Origin of the sequence: Pseudomonas sp. URIL14HWK12:I6, from assembly GCF_000514195.1 — a bacterium.
GTDB classification, from domain to species: Bacteria; Pseudomonadota; Gammaproteobacteria; order Pseudomonadales; family Pseudomonadaceae; genus Aquipseudomonas; species Aquipseudomonas putida_A.
In genome coordinates, this window is record NZ_AZVL01000013.1 from 92,951 (window position 1) to 113,624 (window position 20,674).

The following is a 20,674-nucleotide window of genomic DNA, read 5'->3' on the forward strand; positions in this document are numbered from 1 at the left end:
CAAGGAAACCTTTTCGTGAATGTTCATTGCTTTGTCACCGACACCCGCAACCCACAGATTCGCGGGCAACAGATTGGCGCCACCTGGGCGGCTCAGATCCGCCAGACCGTCGAGCTCTATCTGGATTTCTTCAATCAGGTCGGTGTGCCTCAGGCACAGGTGCAGACCATCGGCGAAGCCAGTCTGCAAACCCTCCAAAGCTGGTGCCCGAGCCTAGCCGAAGAGATCGTCGCCACTGCTGAGGGCGCTGGCGTGCCGCTGTGGCAGCTCGCCAGCCTGAATGCCCGCACCGAGATACTCGCGGTGATGCCTGCGTCCACCGAAGGCGAGTGCTCGACCGCCGTGTTCGCCCCCAATGGCGCGAGGGCGCCACGCACCATTCAGACCTGGGACTGGCACGATTCGCTGGTGCCCAACGGGTTGATTCTGCAACTGACCACGGCCAAGGGTATGACGGTCAAGCTGTTCACCGAATTCGGCATGCTCGGCAAGATTGGCGTCAACAGTGCGGGGCTGGGATTGCATTTCAACATCCTGCATCACGCCAGCGACAACGGGTCCGCCGGGGTGCCGGTGCACGCGATTGCGCGGCGCATCCTCGAAGAAGCCAGCAGCGTTGAGGAGGCGATTGCGCTGGCGCGTTCGGCACGGGTCAGTGCCTCGACGGTGCTGACCGTGTTCTCCCGCGAGGACTCTACCCCGCGTGCGGTGAGCATCGAAATGTCGCCGGTCTTCACCGCTGTGGTGCGGCCCGACGCCGACGGCTGGATCACCCACACCAACCACTTTCTCGATCCCGAACTGAGCCTCGGCGAGCGTACCCCCGATGCCTCGACGACTTACGCGCGTTTCGATCACGTCAACGCGGCGCTGCAAAACATGGCCAGCGGCAATCTGAGCCGCAGGGCTGAGGCGATGTGCGGCGAGGCGGGCGAAGACGCGCCGATCTGCTTCCACCCGGATCTGAGCATGCCGGCCACCGAGCGTTGGGAAACCTTGCTGACCATCGGCATCGACACTGAAAACAGCGTGCTCGAATACGCAGCCGGCAACCCCGCGCAGCTGGCCCGAAACGGCCATCTGCGCTTCTGAATCGCTGCCTCCAATAAAAACAAAACGAGCATTGCACATGGCTACCGAGATTGATCGCACGAGCGGTTCCCCGTCTGCGCTGAGGACGTTTTTCGTCTCCGGCATGGGCACCGCCCTGGAATTTTACGACTTCGTGATATACGGCACCGCCGCCGCGCTGGTGTTTCCCAAGGTGTTCTTTCCGCAGATGGACCCGCTGACCGCGACGCTGGTGGCGTTCGGCGCCTTTGGTGCCGGGTTCTTTGCCCGGCCCCTTGGCGGCATGGTATTCGGGCATTACGGCGACAAACTCGGCCGGCAGAAAATGCTGGTGATCACGCTGCTGTTGATGGGCCTGAGCACTTTGTTGATCGGGTGTCTGCCGGGCTATGCGACCCTTGGTGCTGGCGCACCGGTGTTGTTGGTGCTGCTCAGGCTGGTGCAAGGCTTTGCCGCCGGTGGCGAGTGGGGCGGTGCGGCGCTGTTCGGCATCGAGTCGGCGCCGCCCGGACGACGTGGTCTGTGGGGCAGTTTCACCAGCATGGGCATCGGAATCGGCGGGATTCTCGGCGCCGGGGTTTTCGCCATTGTCAGTGTCGCGTCGCACGATGACCTGACCGGATTTGCCTGGCGTATTCCATTCTGGCTCGGTGGCGTGCTGGTGCTGATCGGTCTGTATGCGCGCTTGCAAAAACCGCTTGAACAACCCGCCGAACCGCAGACGCACGTGCGCATGCCGTTGCTCGAAGCGCTGCGCGCACGGCCCAGAGCCATGCTGCTGTGCACCGGTATCGCTTTCGGCTACGTGACCATCGCCTACATCGGCAGCACGTTCTTTCTGTCGTACGCCACGCAACTGGGCTATGGCAGCACCGATGCGCTGGTTTTCGACTTGTCGCTGTCGATCGCCATTGTGATCACTGCGCCGTTGTTTGCCTTGCTCTCGGATCGCATCGGACGCCGCAAGGTAATGATCCTCGGCGCGGTGATCATGGCCCTCGGTTTTTTTGCGTTCTTCCCGCTGGTCGGCCTCAAGAGCCTGCTGGTTTCCACCGCCGCCTACGTCGCCATCGGTGCGTTCATGGGTGCGACGCAGGGGCCGATTCCCGCGTTTCTGGCGGAGCAGTTTCCGCGACACATGCGTTATTCGGGAATGTCGGCTGCTTATCAGATCGGTGCGGCGCTGGGCGGCGGGACAGCCTCCAGTGCGGCCACAGCGATTCTGATCGCCAACAATCACAACGCCTTCGGGGTGGCAGTTTACGGTGCGATTGCGCTGGGCATCGTGGCGCTGTGTTCATTGCTGCTCAGAGAAACGGCGCACCTGAGTCTGGCGCAAATCGATGAGGCCGAGTGGCCTTCACCCATGCCCGCTACCAGTTGAACCACTTGAACCTGTAGGAGCTGCCGAAGGCTGCGATCTTTTGATGTTGTTTTTGAAGATCAAAAGATCGCAGCCTTCGTCAGCTCCTACAGGGAGCGGCTCGGCAACGCCGTCGGGTAAAAACAATCGAAACTTCGCGCGCTCCCAAGCTGTCCAGACCCATGTACTGCCCGGCGGATATCTCGCCGGGCAGGCTTCATGCACAGGTGACAGGCGAGGAACGAGATGACGACGACAGTGGGAGATTTTCTGGTTGAGCGGCTCAGCCAATGGGGCGTCACGCGGATTTTTGGTTATCCGGGAGACGGCATCAACGGCGTGTTCGGCGCGCTCGCCCGAGCCAATGGCAAGATCGAATTCGTTCAGGCGCGACACGAAGAAATGGCCGCTTTCATGGCCTCGGCCCACGCCAAGTTCACGGGCGAGTTGGGCGTGTGCATCGCCACTTCGGGACCGGGTGCTTCGCACCTGATCACCGGGTTATACGACGCACGCATGGATCATCAACCGGTGCTGGCGATTGTCGGCCAGCAGGCGCGGACGGCGCTTGGCAGTCATTACCAGCAGGAGCTGGACCTGGTCTCGATGTTCAAGGATGTGGCCGGGGCGTTTGTGCAGCAGGCGTCGGCGCCGTCGCAGGTTCGGCATTTGCTCGACCGCGCCGTGCGTACGGCGGTTGGCGAGCGGCGGGTGACGGCGATCATCCTGCCCAATGATTTGCAGGATCTTGAGTATGAGCCACCGGCGCGGGCGCATGGCACCGCGCATTCCGGCGTCGGTTACACCAAGCCGAAAGTGCTGCCCTACGAGGCCGATCTGCAGCGCGCCGCTGATGTGCTGAACAGCGGTGAAAAAGTCGCGATTCTGGTGGGCGCCGGCGCACTGCAGGCAACGGATGAAGTGATCGCCATTGCGGAAAAACTCGGTGCCGGGGTCGCCAAGGCGTTACTCGGCAAGGCTGCGCTGCCGGACGATTTGCCGTGGGTCACCGGTAGCATCGGCCTGCTGGGCACCGAACCGAGCTACAAGATGATGCACGAGTGCGACACCTTGCTGATGATCGGCTCGGGTTTCCCCTATGCCGAGTTCCTGCCCAAGGAAGGTCAGGCGCGTGGCGTGCAGATCGATCTGCAGCCAGACATGCTCAGCCTGCGTTATCCGATGGAGGTCAATCTGGTCGGCGACTCCGCCGAAACCCTTGCTGCACTGCTGCCGTTGCTCGAACAGAAAACTTCGCACAAATGGCGCAAGAAAATCGAAGGCTGGCGCAGTACCTGGGAGAAGACCCTGGAAAAACGCGCGATGTCCAAAGCCGATCCGATCAATCCGCAGCGGGTGGTGTATGAGCTGTCACCGCGCCTGCCGGATCAGGCGATCATCACCAGCGACTCGGGCTCCTGCGCCAACTGGTACGCCCGTGACCTGAAAATCCGCCGGGGCATGCAGTGTTCGTTGTCCGGTGGCCTGGCCTCGATGGGCGCTGCCGTGCCGTACGCGATTGCCGCCAAGTTTGCGCATCCCGAGCACGCGGTGATTGCGCTGGTGGGTGACGGCGCGATGCAGATGAACAACATGGCCGAGCTGATCACCGTCGCAAAATACTGGCGCCAGTGGGACAGCCCGAAGTGGATCTGTGCGGTGTTCAACAACGAGGACCTGAATCAGGTCACCTGGGAGCAGCGGGTGATGGAGGGCGATCCGAAGTTTGAAGCCTCGCAAAGCATTCCCGACGTGCCGTATCACCTGTTTGCCATTTCCATCGGCCTGAAAGGGATTTTCGTCGACCGCGAAGAAGACGTCGCCGCGGCCTGGGAGCAGGCGCTGGCCTCGGACGTACCGGTGCTGATCGAGTTCAAGACCGACCCCAACGTGCCGCCATTGCCGCCGCACATCAAGCTCGAACAGGCGAAGAAATTTGCCACCACTTTGCTCAAGGGCGACCCCGACGAAGCGGGCGTGATCGTGCAAGCCGCCAAGCAGGTGCTGGCCAGCGTCCTGCCCGGCAAAAAGTAACCCCCATGTGCTCATATCTGTTGGGCGCCGTCGACATCTGTGGGAGCGGGCTTGCTCGCGAAAGCGGTGTGTCAGGCACAGCGATTGTGGATGTGTCGACGCCTTCGCTGGCAGGCCAGCTCCCACAGATCCTTTGTCGTGCTCCAGGTCTGTGGGCATCGCCGAAACTGTGGGAGCGGGCTTGCTCGCGAAAGCGCTGCGTCAGGCGCAGTGGATTGTGGATGTGACGACGCCTTCGCTGGCAAGCCAGCTCCCACAGGTATTTCGCCATCCCTGAAATCTGTGAACGAAGACTGTGGAGATTTTCATGCGTGAAGCGGCGAGGGTGCTTTTTTGATGTTCATCGGTTGCGCAGGCTGGAGTCTGGGGCGTGAGTATTGGCCGCAGTTTCCGGCCGAGGGCACGCATCTTCAACGTTATGCCGCGCAGTTCAACTGTGTGGAAATCAACAGCTCGTTCTATCGCCCGCATCGGCGTCAGACTTATGCGCGCTGGGCGGATTCGGTGCCGCCGGGCTTTCGCTTTTCAGTGAAGGTGCCGAAGCAGATTACTCATGAGTTGCGTCTGCAAAACTGTGAGCAAGCGCTGGATGAGTTTCTCGGGCAGTGCGAAGGCCTGGCCGATCGGCTGGGGTGTTTGCTGGTGCAACTGCCGCCGTCGCTGGCCTTTGAGCCGGCACGCACAGAGGCGTTTTTCGTGGCGTTGCGCCAACGCTTCGCCGGTGCCGTGGTGCTTGAGCCACGGCATGAGTCGTGGGTGGCGGCGCCGATGCTGCAGGCGTATCGGATTTCCCAGGTCGTGGTCGATCCGTCGCGGATCAGCACCGATGGTTCGGCGCAGGGCTGGGCGGATGTGCGTTATTGGCGGCTGCACGGTTCGCCACGCATTTACCACAGCGCCTACGATGAGCGCTATCTGCAAGCGCTGGCAGAGCAAATGAAAGTCGCGGCAGCAGAGGGTGCCGCGGCCTGGTGCATCTTCGACAACACTGCCAGTGGTGCCGCGCTGGGTAACGCGTTGGCACTGGCAGCGTTGATGGCAGATTGAAGCAGGCGGACAACTACTCTAAGAAGGTTGTCGCGCCGACGAACATCAGCGGTTCAGGAAACCCAGCAGGTCTTCGTTGAGCGCCTCGGTGTGCGTCACGGCAAAACCGTGAGGTGCCCCGGCGTAGACTTTCAGCTCAGCGCCCTTGATCAGCGCGGCGGCTTGCTTGCCGGTGGTTTCGAACGGCACGATCTGATCGCCGTCGCCGTGGATCACCAGGGTCGGCACGTCGATCTTCGCCATGTCCGGACGGAAGTCGGTTTCGGAGAACGCGGTAACGCAATCCACGGTGCCTTTCAGCGAGGCGAGCAGGGCGACGTTCAGGGTTTGCGTGAGCACGCCATCGGAGACTTTCTGGCCCTGATTGGTGCCGTAGAACGGCGCGGCGAAATCAGCGATGAATTGCGCGCGATCCTTGAGCAGGCCGGCCTTGATCCCGTCGAACACCGAGGTGTCGACACCTTGCGGGTAGTCGGCTTTCTTGCCGAACAGTGGCGTCACCGCACCGAGCAGTACCAGCCCGGCAACGCGCTCGCTGCCGTGGCGGGCGATGTAGCGACTGACGTCGCCACCGCCCATGGAGAAGCCCACCAGCGTGACGTCGCGCAGGTCGAGGTGGTTGATCAGTTGCGCGATGTCATCGGCGAAGGTGTCGTAGTCGTAGCCGGTCCATGGTTGATCGGAGCGCCCGAAACCACGGCGATCGAAGGCAATCGTGCGATAGCCGCGACTGCTCAGGTATTCCATCTGGTATTCCCACATGTCGGCATCCAGCGGCCAGCCATGGCTGAACAGCACAGGTTTGCCGCTGCCCCAATCCTTGAAATAGATCTGTGTGCCGTCATCGGTAGTGAATGTGCTCATGGAAACTCCTTGCTGTGGGCGATCGTTCAGGAAGGCCGGATGCCGCAATGGCCGCCCATCACTATCGGCGCAAACCGCTGAAGTCACTTGTACGCAAGTGCTCAATTGCCAAGGCGGGGGTGTGGTTCTTTTCCAGCGTCACAGTTGTAAGATGCAACCACGCCCCGGTCTTGATGGAGAAACACCCTGTGAAGCGCAAAAGCCTGCACGGCAACGCCTGCCCGGTCGCCCGTACGCTGGATTTGATCGGTGACTGGTGGTCGCTGCTGATCATTCGCGATGCGCTGGAGGGCATCCGCCGCTTCAGCGATTTTCAGAAGAATCTGGACATCGCCAAGAACATGCTCAGCGCCCGGCTCAAGGCCTTGGTCGAGCAGGGGATCTTGCAAACGGTGCCGGCCGCCGATGGCGGTGCCTATAAGGAATACGTGCTGACCGAACGCGGCAAGGCCTTGCAGACGGTGATCGTTGCGCTCTCGCAGTGGGGCGGGGAGCACCTGTATGCGCCGGGTGAGCCGGGTTCGGTGATGGTTGATGCGCAGCAGCGGCAGCCGATCAGGAAACTGGAATTGCGTTCAGCGGATGGCCGCTTACTGGCACCTCAGGACGTGGCGACGAAGTTGGGCGTTGCGCACTGAACCAAGGATTCCCCTCGGAAAACCGCAGCCGCGTCGATTGTTCAATCCCTGTTACAAACCCGACAAAAGGATGAAACGATTGTTTGACGTCAAAATGATGGCCATCTAATATCGCGCCACTATTTTGATGTCATTCCGTATCGAGGGATCGAACATGTACCCACCCGCCCTCGCGGCGAGGTTGTGCGCAGCTTTGCTGTGCCTGTCTCCACTCCAGATTGCCTTCGCTGCACCCACTCCCGGTGAAACCGACCTGATCCGCGATCGCCAGAATCGCTTGCTCGAAGAGCAGCAGCGGCGTCTTGAAGACCTGAAAAATCTGCCCGGCAAAGAGGCAGGTCCGGCGCAACCAGCGGCGCCCACCGACACCCGTTGTTTCCCGATCAAGGACATCGAACTCAAGGGCGCCGACAGTCTGTCCGACAGCGACAAAACCCGCCTGCTCAAGCCCTACATCGACCAGTGCCTCGGTGTACCGCAACTCAACGAGCTGCTGAAAGTCATCACCGACCATTACATCGAGAAAGGTCTGGTCACCAGCCGTGCCTACCTGCCGCAGCAGGATCTGTCAGGCGGGCACCTGAAAGTGCTGGTGGTCGAAGGCAAACTCGAAGGCATGAAAGGCGCCGAGAACAGCAAGCTTTCGGAGCGTGAACTGGCGATGGCCTTTCCCGGCAAGTCCGGCGATCTGGTCAACCTGCGCGAGATCGAGCAGATGGTCGATCAGCTCAATCGCCTGCCGTCCAATCAGGCCAAGATGGAGCTGGCGCCGGGCAAAAACGTCGGCGGCAGTGAAGTGTTGGTCACCAACACGCCGCAGAAGCCATGGCGTGCCGGACTGTCGCGCAGCAACGATGGCCAGCGCAGCACCGGCGAACAGCAGTGGGGCACCACCTTCGATTGGGACAGCCCGCTGGGCCTGGCCGATCAGTTGAGCCTGCGCGGTGGTCACGATGCAATGACCGATCACCAGCACACCTCCAGCAACGCCATGCTCAATTACAACTTGCCGTGGGGCTGGTGGAACTTCAGCTACACCTACAGCCAGAGCGACTACCGCTCGCAGATCGCCGCCAACGGCTACAACTTCAAGCAGACCGGCGACAGCGAAAACCATCAGCTGCGCGTCGAGCGGGTGATCCATCGCGACTCGGTGAGCAAGACCTCGCTCAGCGCCGGTCTGTCCTACCTGCGCACCAACAACTTCATCGAAGACAGCAAGCTCAAGCTGAGCAGCAACCGCATCAGCGAAGCGCAGTTCGGCTTCAACCACGGTCGCCGCATCGGCAGCGCCTTCGTCAACTTCGACGCCGGCATGCAGGAAGGCATCGGCGCGTTCGACGCGCAGGGCAGCCACGATCCAGGCCCGGGCGAACCGGACGCACGCTACCGCAAATACACCGCGACCCTGAGCTATCTGCAACCGTTCAAAGTGTGGGGCGAATCCTTCAGCTTCAGCAGCCTGATGACCGGCCAGCGCAGCGAAGACGTGCTGTTCAGTCCGCAGCGCACCAGCCTTGGCGGGTCAGCATCGATCCGTGGCTACAAGGATCAATCGCTGTCCGGCGACAGCGGCGGCTACTGGCGCAACGACCTGCGCTGGAGCCGACCGGTGACGGCCGAATGGCTGCGCCCGGTGTTCGCTGAATACGGCACCAGCCTCGGTTACGACCAAGGCGTGATTCGCGGCGACCGTTACAACGGTGATCAGCACGGACGCATGTCGAGCAACTCGCTGGAACTGTTCGCCCGCGGTGAGCATGTGGCCGCCAGCGTGACCTTTGCGCATTCCCTCGAACGCCCGGACGTGCTGACCGAGCGTGAAGCGCCGATCTATTTCCGCCTCGACTTTTTCATCTAATTCAAATTCTTCGAGACCATCGACATGGATGTTCGTCAGTTCGCCTTCCTTGCAGGCCAGCCTTCTGCGGCCGTAAAAAACCGTGAGTCGTTCCTGGGCATGCCCAAACGCGGGCTGGCGTTCCTGCTGGCGAACGTCATGTTCTGGCAGCCGATGTGGGCGCAGGCCGACGGCATAGTCGTGGCCAACCCGAACACCTCGCTGGATCGGGCCGGCAATGGCGTGCCGATCATCAACATCGCCACGCCCAACGGCAGCGGGCTGTCGCATAACCAGTTCCACGATTACAACGTCGGCGCGCAGGGCGTCATCCTCAACAACGGCTCGACGCAAACCTCGAACACCCAGTTGGCCGGGCACATCATTGGCAACCCGAACCTGAAAAACAGCGGTTCGGCGCAAGCCATTCTCAACGAAGTCATCAGCGGCAACCCGAGCCAGTTGCGCGGTTACACCGAAGTGGCGGGGCAGTCGGCGCGCGTGATAGTCGCCAACCCGTATGGCATCACCTGTAATGGCTGCGGCTTCATCAACGCACCGCGCGTGACGCTGACTACCGGTAAGCCGGTGCTGGATGGCGCGGGCCGGCTGGATCGTTTTCAGGTTGATCAGGGTTCTGTGGCGATCGAAGGCGCAGGCCTCAACGCCAATAACGTCGACCGCTTCGAAATCATCACCCGTAGCGCGAAGATCAACGCCGAAATTCAGGCGCAGAATCTGACGATTGTTGCCGGGCGCAACGACGTCAACGCACAAACCCTGAATGCCACGGCCCGTGCCGATGACGGCAGCACCAAACCGCAACTGGCGATTGACTCCTCGGCGCTGGGCGGGATGTATGCCGGGGCGATCAAACTGGTTGGCACCGAGGCCGGGGTCGGCGTGAAGCTCGACGGTAAACTGATCGCCAGCGGTGGCGATATTCAGCTTGATGCCAATGGTCAATTGAGCCTGGTTGATACCTCGGCGGCCGGTGCGGTCAACGTCAAGGCGGCCAGTCTCGATGCGCGCGGGCCGGTGTATGCCGGCACGACATTGAACGTGCAAACCCAAGGCAATCTGACCAACCGCCAGACCCTGGCTGCCCGCGACAGTATCAACCTCAGTGCCGGTGGTCAGCTGACCAACGCCGGAGTCATCGAGGCCGGGGTCAACGCCGACGGCGGGCGCAACGCCAACGGTGATCTGAGCCTGAGTGCGCAAAACCTCGACAACACTGGCAAAAGCCTCATCGCCGGCCGCAATCTGACAGTCAGCACTGCGCAAACCCTGAGCAACCAGGGCGGTACGCTCAGCGGACAAACCACGGCGATCATGGCGGGCACACTGGACAACCGCAATGCGGGACGCGTGCTCGGCAACGCGACGCTGAACGTCACCGCCAATCAGCTATTCAACACTCAAGGGGTGATCCATAGCTCGGGCAATCTGACCGGTAGTTTCGGTCAGATGGACAACAGCAACGGCGAGTTTTCCAGCAACGGCGTCACCCGGCTCAACGCGGCAACGGTGAACAACCGCAGCGGTCAGATCCTCGGCGATCTGGGGCTGAATATCGACCTCAGCGGCGCGCTGGACAACCGTGATGGCGTGCTCGGCTCCGGCCAGTTGGTGAGTCTGCAGGCGGCCAGCCTGGATAACCGCGATGGCGGTGTGCTGGTCAGCGACGGCAGCCTGACCGTGCGTCTGCGCGGCGCACTCGACAACCGCAACAAAGGCGAGATCACTGCCAAGGGCGCCATCGACGCGCAAACCGGCAACCTCGACAACCGCGACGGCAAACTCATCGGTAAAACCACCCTGGCACTGCGCAGCGATACCGCGGACAACCGTGCCGGCGTGATCCAGGCCGATCAGCAATTGACACTCAACGTCGACCGCCTGGACAACCGCGACAAGGGTCAGATCACCGGCAAGTCCGGTATCGCTTACGCCGGTACACGTCTGGACAACAGCGGCGGACTCATCAGTGCGGTCGGTCCGGTCAGCCTCAACGCGGGCGAAGTGCAAAACGCCGCAGGTCGGATCTCCAGCCAAGGTGATCTGACTGCGGCCATCGGGTTGCTGCAACAACAGGGCGGTGCGCTGGTCGCTCAGGGCAATCTGAGCCTGACCGGCAAGACCCTCGACAACCGCAATGGCGGTCTGGTCGGCACCACAAAAGCGCTGACCCTGACTGTCGACGATGTCGACAACCGCAACGGCGAAATCTCCAGCAGTCTGCTGCTCAACATCAAGGGTCAGCGCCTGGACAACAGCGATAGCGGCAAGCTGCTGGCCGGCACCGATCTGGGCCTCGCCGTGGCGGAACTGATCAACCTGAATAAAGGCCTGATCAGCGCCAAGGGCGCAACCACGCTGACCGGCAGCAGCCTGGATAACAGCGGTGGTCGCTTCAACAGCCTCAACGGCCTGGTGATTACCCTCGACGATGCCCTGATCAACGCGCAGGGCACAATCGGCAGCGAGGGCACGCTGACGGCCAATGTCGGCCGATTCGACAACAGTGCCGGTAGCCTGAGCACAGCCGGCGTCTTGTCGGTAACCAGCCGTGGCCTGGTACTCAATCGGGCGGGTTCGATCGGCACCGACAACACGTTGACCCTGACCAGCGCCAGCCTCGATAACAGCCAGAAAGGTTTGATCAGCGCCAAAGGCGCCAGTCATGTCGATACCGGCGACTTCGACAACAGCCTGGGCGGCAAACTCACCAGTGAAGCGTCTCTGACGCTCAAGGCCGCTCAGGTCAACAACGCCACTGGCCGGATTGCCAGCCAGCAAGCGTTGAACGTATCGGTCACCGGGCTGGATCAGCAGGGTGGCGAGCTGTTCAGCAAGGCAGACCTGACGCTTGATCTGAACAACGGTCAGTTGAACAACCAGAACGGTTTGATCAACGCGCCCGGCACCCTGCTGCTGAAAAACCTCAATGGCGTGAACAACCAGAGCGGCGAGATCTCCAGCCAGCAAGCATTCACCCTCGCCGCCAATGACCTGGATAACAGCAACGGCAAGCTGATCAGCCAGCAAGGGCTGACGCTGCGTATTGCTCAAGCGCTGAATAACCTCAAAGGCGTAATTTCTGCGGCGGCACTCGACAGCCATTCCGTGAGCCTCGACAACCAGGATGGCTTGATCAGTAGTCGCGGCCCATTGCTGCTGACCACCGACAAGACCTTGAACAACCAGTCAGGCACTCTCATCGCCGACGGTGAACTGAGGCTGACCGCCGATACGCTGGTCAACCAGCAGGGCAGTATTGCCGGCAAGTCCGATGCCAGTGTTCAGGTCAAAAACCTGAACAACCAGAACGGTAAACTGATCGCCACCGGTATGCTCAAACTGAGCGCCGAGACCCTCGACAACCGCCAGGGTGGCTTGCTCGGTTCGACCAAAGCCATGACCCTGACGGTCGATGCGCTGGACAACCGTGGCGGCGAAATCACCACCAACAGCGATCTGCTGCTGACCGGTAAAAAACTCGATAACAGCGATGGCGGCAAGGTCTTCACCAGCAACGCACTGACGCTCACGGTCGATCAGTTGCTCAACCGCAACAAGGGCCTGATCGACACGGGCACGCTGCTGAAGCTGCAAGGTCGTACGCTGGACAACAGCGGCGGTGAATTGCTCAGCCAGCAGGACATGCTGCTGAACCTCAGCGGAGACTTCATCAACCACCTCGGCAAAGTCAGCAGCGAAGGCGCGCTGACCGTCAATACTGCGCAACTGAGCAACACTGGCGGCAGCCTGTCCAGCGCTGCAGACCTCACTCTTGACAGCACTGGCAAGGTCGATAACCAGGGCGGACGGATCGTCACCGATGGCCTCCTCGTGCTGAAAAGTACCGGCCTGGATAACGGGCAGAAGGGCACCCTCAGCGGCAAAGGTGCGGTCACCGTCACGACCGGTGATTTCGATAACAGCAGCGGTTCGCTGAGCAGCGCCGACACGCTCAATCTCGTCGCCGGCCAGGTAACCAACAGCGATGCCGGCAGTATCGGCAGCCAGGGCGCACTGACCGCATCGGTGACAGGCTTCGATCAACAGGGCGGCAAGCTACTCAGCAACACGCGCCTTAGCCTGGACCTGAACCAAGGCCAGTTGAACAACATCAACGGCGTGATCAGCGCGCCCGGCACTCTGCTGCTCAAGCAACTCAACGGCGTCAACAACCAGGGCGGCACGATCTCCAGCACTGAAGCGTTCACCTTGACCGCGCAAAGCCTGGACAACAGCAACGGCAAACTCCTGAGCAATCAGGGCCTGACCCTGCGCATTGCCAACGCGCTGGACAACGTCAAGGGGCTGATCGGCGCGGCGTCGATTGATGTCCGGGCAGGCAGCCTGAACAACAGCGGTGGCAGCCTGGTCAGCCGTGGCGATCTTGAACTCACGGTCGATGGCCTGCTGCGCAACGATGCCAGCGGCCTGATCAGTGCCGCGCAGGCGCTGAACATCGGCAGTGCCGATCTGAACAACCAGAGCGGCACGCTACTGGGTGTCAGCGCGGTCACGCTCAATGCGATGGCGCTGAACAACCGTGACAGTGGTTTGATCAACAGCAAGGGCGATCTGAAGCTGACCGCGACCAGTCTCGACTCCAGCAATGGCGGTGAAGTCTCCGCCGCGCGTGACATCGATCTGACCCTGACTTCGTTGACCCAGAACGGCGGCCGCCTGTTGGGCGACCAAGCCGTCACGCTGGACCTGGCCAACGGTGACCTCGATAACCAGAACGGCCTGCTCACCGCCAAAGGCCCGCTGACCCTCAAGCGTCTGCGCGACCTGAACAACCAGCGCGGTGAGATCTCCAGCAACCTGGGTTTCGACGTCATCGCTCGTGCCGTGAATAACAACGCCGGCAAGTTGATCAGCGGCGAAAAACTCTTGCTGCGTGGCACCTCGATCACCAACCAGAAAGGCTTGCTGTCCGGCTGGCAAGGGTTGAGCGTCAGCGGAGACAGCCTCGACAACCGCGACAGCGGCACACTCTCGAGCAAGCTCGGCGATGTCGCGGTCGAGCTCAAAGACGCATTGCTCAACAGCGGTGCCGGTGCGCTGGTCGCCGAGGGCAGCCTGACGGTCAAGGCCGGCAGCCTCGATAACAGCAACAAAGGCATTCTGAGCAGCGGAGCAGGGCAGACGTTCACGCTAAGCGGCGCGCTCAATAACAGTCAGGGCGGCTTGATCGCCAGCGACGGTGCGCTGGATCTGCTGAGCATGGCGCTGACCAACGTCGGCGGCGCGATCAATGCGCAGCAGGCGATCATCACCACGGTTTCGCGACTGGACAACAGTGGCGGCCAGATCGCCAGCAACGACGCGATCACCCTCAACCTCAGCGGCGACCTCAACAACAACGGTGGCCGACTGGCTGGCGCGGGCCCCGTGCTGATCAAGGGCGTGACTGATCTGAGCAACCAAAACGGCCAACTCGCCAGCCAGAAGAATCTGAACCTGTCGACCGGCACGCTGGACAACAGCAACAAGGGCACCATCGCCGCCAATGATCTGCTGCAAATCACCGCCAGCGGCGCAGTGCGCAACAACGCTGACGGCTTGATCTACAGCCAGAACTCCGCGCTGCAACTGAAGGCGGCGAGCCTGAGTAACGGCAAAGGCGCGCTGCAAAGTGAAAACGGTATGACCCTCGATGTCAGCGGCAATCTCGACAACCAGAGCGGCAAGGTCATCGCACAAAACGGTGATATGAGCATCAACGCCGCCAATATCGATAACCGTGGCGGGACTCTGTCCAGCATCAAGGGCGCGCTCGAAGCGCGCACGGTAGGTGTGCTGCGCAATGGCTACGACCTCAACAACAACCGTCAGGGCGGCATCATTCAGGCACAGGGTCTGAAGCTGTCGGCACTGGCCGGGCTGGACAACAACGGCGGACGCATCTCCGCGCAAGCGACAGACGCGAACATCACCACGGCCGGATTCGATAACCGCAACGGTGTGCTTTATGCCAAAGGTCTGGTGAGCGTCAGCGGCACCAATCTGGACAACGGCGCCGGGCAGATTGCCGGTGAGCGCATCGACTTCGGCCTCAGCGGCGCACTGAGCAACGTTGCGGGTGTCATTGAAAGCAACACGCAACTCGCCGTCAGGGCGGCCAGCATCAACAACCAGAATGGTCGTCTGCGTTCGCTGGGCAACTGGGGCAAGACCGACTTCCAGATCGGCGGCCAACTCGACAACCGTAACGGCGTGCTGGAAACCGCCAACACCGACATGACCGTCAACGTCGGCAGCTTCCTCAATGAAGGCGGGCAACTCAACCACGTCGGCCGCGGCAAGTTCGAGATCTCCACGGCCAATGTGATCGGTGCGGGGGGCAGCATCACCACCGGTGGGCTGCTGGAACTCAATGCTGATACCTGGAACAACTCCAGCGTGATTCAGGCCGGAACCTTGAACGTCAATGTCCGGCAATTCAGCCAAAGTGCCAACGGCAAGTTGCTCGCCTCGGATGTATTACAGCTGCGGGGCGGCAACTGGACCAACGATGGCTTGATCGCCAGTGATGGCTTGATCGATATGCAGTTGAGCGGCGGCTACAGCGGCAATGGCCGGCTGTCGAGCCAGCGCGGCACTTACCTCTCTGCAGCACAGATGAACATCGGCGCGAACGGCAGCTTCGCCGCGGGTACGACCTCGACCATCAGTGTGGGCGGGGCCCTCGTCAACGCCGGGCGCATCACTTCCGGCGAAGACCTGACCGTCAATGCCGGTAGTGTGACCAACTACGGCACCCTCGGTGCGGCGCAGAACCTGAACATCAACACACCTTCGTTGCTCAATGATCGCGGGCTGATTTTCAGCGGCAACGACATGACGCTCAGTGTGGGTAATCTGACCAACCAGCACGGTGATTTCTACGGGTTGGGGAATGTGACCATCAAGGGTTACGGCGGCGCCGCGCGGGCTGCTGGGGTCTACAACATCTCCGGGTCAATGGAGAGCGGTGGCGGGTTCGCGATCAATGCCGATGTTTTCGAGAACCGTACCGAAGGCCCGGTGATGTCCGGCGATCGCAAATTGATCTCGGGTTATATCGCCAATATTTGCAATGACTGCCAGGGTGACAATTACGTCTTCACACTGATGGCCAAAGAGTTTTATCAAAGTACGGACACTGATAGCAGCGCCTCGGCAGTGCTCAATGTCGGTAAGGATTTTGTTTTCCAGGGCGGTACGTTTCTCAATAGCAAAAGCACCGTCGCTGCTGTCGGCAATATCAATATCACCGCTGACAGTCTCAAAAACATCGGGGCGAAAAGCGGCACCATCGAACGCACAAGTACTTACGTACTCAGCATGACCGACGGTGGTACCAAGCGGTTCTTTGACAGTGTCGTGACGCCTTACAACCAGCGCAATAACCCTGATTTTCCGTTTGTTTATTACATCGGAGCGGGAGGCAGCATACGTAAGGCCGTTCCCAAGTCCACGCGTATCAGAGAAGGGGGGCGCGACGGCGAGTGGTTTGACGTTGTAACACTCAAGGACAGCGAAACCGGCGCGGTCGTCAGTAAGCTGCGTGGATGGGGCAACGCGATACCAGGCCTGAATTACGGGTTTGAAACCACAACTCCCTCCCTGTATGACCCGAACAATCTGGTTGAACTGCCCGGCCAGTTGACCCAGTACAAAGCGGAGTCTGTCAATGAGGTCGCTGTGGACAGCACCGGTGCCGCGAGCACCAACACTGGCCGCAATGCAGTCATCCAGGCAGGCGGCAACGTATCGATCACCGCCGCCAAGGAACTGGAAAACAGCGTTATCCACCAAGACTACGGCTCGACCGGAGGCACCAACAAGGTCGGCAGCACCAACGTCGGCAACACCGGCACTACCGTTATTCGTATCAACAGCCAACTGCCGCCGGACCTCGCCCAGCAGCAGGTCAACCCGCTGTCCCTGCCAGGCTTCTCCTTGCCAACCGGGGAGAACGGTCTGTTCCGCCTGAGCGGGCAGGGCGCCGCTGATACTGCGCCAGTCGCCGCGACCGGCCCGGCGCCGACCTGGACCGTGGGCGGGCAAACCGTCGCCACGAAAGCTCACGTCGTGGCTGGCAGCAGCGGCGGCCCGCGTAACCTTTTCATTGACGCGCCGCCCGCGGTCTCCGACAGCACGCGCGCAGTGGATACGTTCCACCGCACCCCAAGCATCGTGCAGGCCGTGGCCAGCACGGTTGACGTCAACGTGCCGGTGAACGCCGCCGGCCCGGGCATGAAAGACCGCGGCAACGACGCCAAGGAGTCGATCGACACCCGTCCGGTGACCCGCGTCACCGGTCTGCCGGACACCAAGGCGCCGTCCAACGCGCACAAATACCTGATCGAAACCAACCCGGTGCTGACCGACCTCAAGTCGTTCATGAGCTCCGACTACCTGCTGGAAAAACTCGGCTACGACCCCGACCAGAGCGCCAAGCGTCTCGGCGACGGCCTCTACGAGCAACGCCTGATCCAGCAAGCCGTCACTGCACGCACCGGTCAGGCTTTCATCGACGGCCAGACCTCCAACGAGGGCATGTTCAAGTACCTGATGAACAACGCCATCGCCAGCAAGGACGCCCTCAACCTGTCGGTAGGCGTCGGCCTCACCTCGCAACAAGTCGCCGCGCTGACCCACGACATCGTCTGGCTCGAAGAGCACGAAGTGAACGGCGAAAAAGTGTTGGTGCCAGTGGTGTATCTGGCGCAGGCCAATGGCCGCCTGGGTCCTACCGGGGCGCTGATTGCCGGTAATGATGTGACGCTGATTGCCGGTGAAAACCTGGATAACGTCGGGACGTTGAAGGCGACGAATAATCTGTCGGCGACGGCGGGTAACAATCTGATAAATAGTGGACTTATTCAGGCTGGGAATCGTCTGGATCTGTTGGCGACCAACGACATTATCAATAAATCCGGGGGCGTCATCACCGGGCGTGAAGTGTCGCTGAACACACTCAGTGGAGATGTAATCAACGAGCGCACTGTTACTTCATCCGACAGCAGTACACGTTTCGGTACTCAGCATCACGATTTCGCCGATACAGCTGCACGTATCGAAGCCACCAATGACCTGAGCATCATGTCCGGCCGCGACATTAATATCTCCGGTGGTGTGCTGCAAAGCGGTCGAGACATGGATCTTGATGCCGAGCGCGATCTCAATATCGCAGCGACACAAGTCACTAACAGCGTATTTCACGACAGCAAACACAACAGCAGTGACGTCACTCAACTGGGTGCGAACGTCAATGCGGGACGCGATTTCACAGCGCAGGCCGGTCGCGACTTGGCAGTGATCGCCAGCCAGATTGATGCTAAGCGCGATGTCTCGATGAGCGCTGCCGAAAACTTGATCATCAGTTCTGCGGCGGACGAACAGCACTCTTTGTCCAAGGGCAAGAAACTTACCGTTCAGGAAGATCATGTCAGCCAGGTCATGTCGGGGGTGACGGCAGGCGGCAGTGTGGCGCTTAGTTCTGGCGAAGATCTGACCGTCGTCTCCAGCCGGGTCACGGCGGGCGACGAGGCGTATCTGGTAGCGGGTAGCAACCTGAATATTCTCGCGGCCCAGGACACTGATTACTCGCTGTACGACAAGAAGAAAAAGGGCTCTTTCGGCTCCAGTAAGACCAAGCGTGATGAGGTGACCAAGGTCGACAACATTGGCAGTGTGATCACCTCGGGTGGTGACATGGTACTGGTGAGTAATGGCGATCAACATTACCAGGCCGCCAAACTGGAAAGTGGCAATGATCTGACCATCTCCAGTGGCGGCTCCGTTACTTTCGAAGGCGTCAAAGACCTGCATCAGGAGAGCCACGAGAAGAGCAAATCCAGCTCAGTCTGGAGTTCATCGAAAGGCCGCGGCAATACCGACGAAACCTTGCGTCAGACCGAACTGGTTGCAAACGGGAATCTCGTGATCAATGCGGTTGAAGGCTTGAATATCGACCTCAGGGATATAAACAAGAGTTCGATCAGCCAGACCATCGATGCCATGGTCAAGGCCGACCCTGGGCTGGCATGGCTCAAGGACGCCGAGAAGCGCGGTGATGTGGATTGGCGCCTTGTGAAGGAAACTCACGAGTCGTTCAAGTACAGCAACTCCGGCATGGGTCCGGCAGCCATGCTGGCGGTGATCATTATTGTCACTGTGCTGACGGCCGGAGCTGCGAGTGCGGCTGTGGGGACCGCAGCCAGCGCGACGGCGGGTTCAGGGACTGCCATGGCAGCAGCGGGGACGGCATCCGCCTCGGCAGTGGCCGGCGGCGCTGCAGTCGGTTCAACTGTGGGGGCGGGTTTGGGGAACATGATGGCCTCCGCCGTGTTGACCTCCATGGCCAGCACTGCGGCCGTCAGCACGATCAACAATAAAGGCAATGTGGGAGCAGCCTTTAAAGACGTCCTCTCTTCTGAAAACCTCAAAGGTTATGTGCTCGCCGGTGTCACCGCAGGCATAGCTGCACAGTTCGGCTTTAACCCTACAGAGTTGACGTTTGATTCGGCCGGCGCCAAGACAGTGGCAATCAAGATTGCAGCCGACACGGTGGCCAAAACGGTAATGGGCGGTAGTCTGACGGATAATCTGGTCGACGCGACGTTGGGAGCCGGGATCAGTATTGGCGGGGCACTCGGGGCCAGCAAGATCGGTGATGTAACCCTGTTTGAAAACGGTAAGTTGACGAAACTCGCAATGCACGCCGCTCTCGGCGGCCTGATGGCTGAGGCTATGGGGGGCGACTTCCGTACAGGGGCTCTGGCTGCAGGGGTAAATGAAGCGGTTGTGGACTTCCTGGCTGAAAAGCTGTTACCGGTCGGGGTCGACAAAAATAGCCTTGAGTACCAACAAGGGGTTAGTAAGCTCCTGGCGGCGTCTCAACTGGTTGGCGTGTTGACGGCGGCCGTTACGGGGGGGAATGCGTCATCCGCTGCTGCAGTGACGGCAAACGCAACGCAGTACAACAACCTCGACCACCCTTCTGCTGAACGGCTACTCAAAGAGCTTGAGGGTTGTCGGGCCACTGAGGGCTGCAGTGCACAGAACATTCACGAGATTGTTGCGCAATACGAAGACTTGTCCACCAAACGTTCGATGGCCATCAATGCCTGTGACAGCAGGGCTTGTGTAGAGTCGATCCAGAAAAGTGCGGTTTCACTGGAAGCACCGGTGGCCAAGGATTTGATGGACTTCCTGCGGCGTAATATTTCCTACGATATGGCCGGGCTCCTCACTGGGAATCCAGGGGTAATTGCTGTTCCATCGCAGGGCGTTGATGGCTGGGGAGCGCTGTTTACTTCGGATAAGCAAATAGCTTTTGCGAAGAACCTCAAGGAGGGCTGGCTGACGCCGAGCGAGTTGGCAGGGGTCGATCAATGGGCCAAGGAGACCAGTTGGCTTGATCAACAGGCTGGACGACAGCTGTCTCTGGAAGAGCGGGCAACGATGTTGACTGAGCTGAAGATCACGCTGGGTATGGCGATCTTGGGCAAAAGTCCGATAGGTGCAGGCGGCGGCGGTGCAACGAGTCCGCGTGTAAGAGTTGAGCCTGTATATAAAACGAATGCAGAGGCTCAGCAGGCAGCGAAAATGCTAGGATTTGCAAAAATAAACGAAACAGTACACGGTGGCCAGGCGGTATTTAAGCTAGGGAGTCGTTATATTACTAGAGATCTTGATGGGCATAATGGTGGTGCTTGGAAGATGGCAGATTCAGTTAGGGCTCTTGGTAGTAAAAAGACGCGATCAGGAACCTACGATGCAAACTTAAATCGCATTGGAGATTGA

At 60.3% G+C, this 20,674-nt stretch carries 8 protein-coding genes; 7 read left to right on the forward strand and 1 reads right to left on the reverse strand.

All coding sequences use genetic code 11. The annotated features are described in order from the left end of the window. The first annotated feature begins 15 nt into the window (after positions 1-15). The 4 genes from H043_RS0118165 to H043_RS0118180 all read left to right on the forward strand — a co-directional run bounded on the left by H043_RS0118165 (position 16) and on the right by H043_RS0118180 (position 5,515). A complete protein-coding gene (locus tag H043_RS0118165; RefSeq protein ID WP_027613039.1) occupies positions 16-1,092 on the forward strand; it encodes a C45 family peptidase in 1,077 nt (358 codons plus the stop codon). A gap of 37 nt (positions 1,093-1,129) precedes the next feature. Next, positions 1,130-2,455: an MFS transporter gene (locus H043_RS0118170; protein WP_027613040.1), complete on the forward strand. Its 1,326-nt coding sequence runs from the start codon at positions 1,130-1,132 to the stop codon at positions 2,453-2,455. Positions 2,456-2,680: 225 nt separating this feature from the next. Beyond that, positions 2,681-4,468, forward strand: coding sequence for a thiamine pyrophosphate-requiring protein (locus H043_RS0118175; RefSeq protein ID WP_027613041.1), 1,788 nt, complete (start codon positions 2,681-2,683; stop codon positions 4,466-4,468). Between the two features lie 336 nt (positions 4,469-4,804). Then, positions 4,805-5,515, forward strand: coding sequence for a DUF72 domain-containing protein (locus tag H043_RS0118180; protein WP_081730251.1), 711 nt, complete (start codon positions 4,805-4,807; stop codon positions 5,513-5,515). 45 nt (positions 5,516-5,560) lie between these two features. Here the strand turns inward: H043_RS0118180 and H043_RS0118185 are convergent, their stop codons facing one another. Next, positions 5,561-6,379: an alpha/beta fold hydrolase gene (locus tag H043_RS0118185; RefSeq protein WP_027613043.1), complete on the reverse strand. Its 819-nt coding sequence runs from the start codon at positions 6,377-6,379 to the stop codon at positions 5,561-5,563. Positions 6,380-6,567: 188 nt separating this feature from the next. On the opposite strand from H043_RS0118185, the gene H043_RS0118190 reads away from it, so the two are divergent. The 3 genes from H043_RS0118190 (at position 6,568) to H043_RS29190 (ending at position 20,674) form a co-directional block, all read left to right on the forward strand. After that, positions 6,568-7,017, forward strand: a complete 450-nt coding sequence (locus H043_RS0118190) for a helix-turn-helix domain-containing protein (protein ID WP_027613044.1) — start codon at positions 6,568-6,570, stop codon at positions 7,015-7,017. A 154-nt stretch (positions 7,018-7,171) separates the two neighbouring features. After that, entirely contained in the window at positions 7,172-8,878 is a 1,707-nt protein-coding gene (locus H043_RS0118195; RefSeq protein WP_027613045.1) for a ShlB/FhaC/HecB family hemolysin secretion/activation protein, read from the forward strand. Between the two features lie 24 nt (positions 8,879-8,902). Next, positions 8,903-20,674: a toxin C-terminal domain-containing protein gene (locus tag H043_RS29190; protein WP_049827907.1), complete on the forward strand. Its 11,772-nt coding sequence runs from the start codon at positions 8,903-8,905 to the stop codon at positions 20,672-20,674.

Coding starts and splice junctions, on each gene's coding strand:
- H043_RS0118170 (WP_027613040.1), top strand. CDS start 1,130: ATGGCTACCGAGATTGATCGCACGAGCGGTTCCCCGTCTGCGCTGAGG.
- H043_RS29190 (WP_049827907.1), top strand. CDS start 8,903: ATGGATGTTCGTCAGTTCGCCTTCCTTGCAGGCCAGCCTTCTGCGGCC.
- H043_RS0118195 (WP_027613045.1), top strand. CDS start 7,172: ATGTACCCACCCGCCCTCGCGGCGAGGTTGTGCGCAGCTTTGCTGTGC.
- H043_RS0118180 (WP_081730251.1), top strand. CDS start 4,805: ATGTTCATCGGTTGCGCAGGCTGGAGTCTGGGGCGTGAGTATTGGCCG.
- H043_RS0118175 (WP_027613041.1), top strand. CDS start 2,681: ATGACGACGACAGTGGGAGATTTTCTGGTTGAGCGGCTCAGCCAATGG.
- H043_RS0118185 (WP_027613043.1), bottom strand. CDS start 6,379: ATGAGCACATTCACTACCGATGACGGCACACAGATCTATTTCAAGGAT.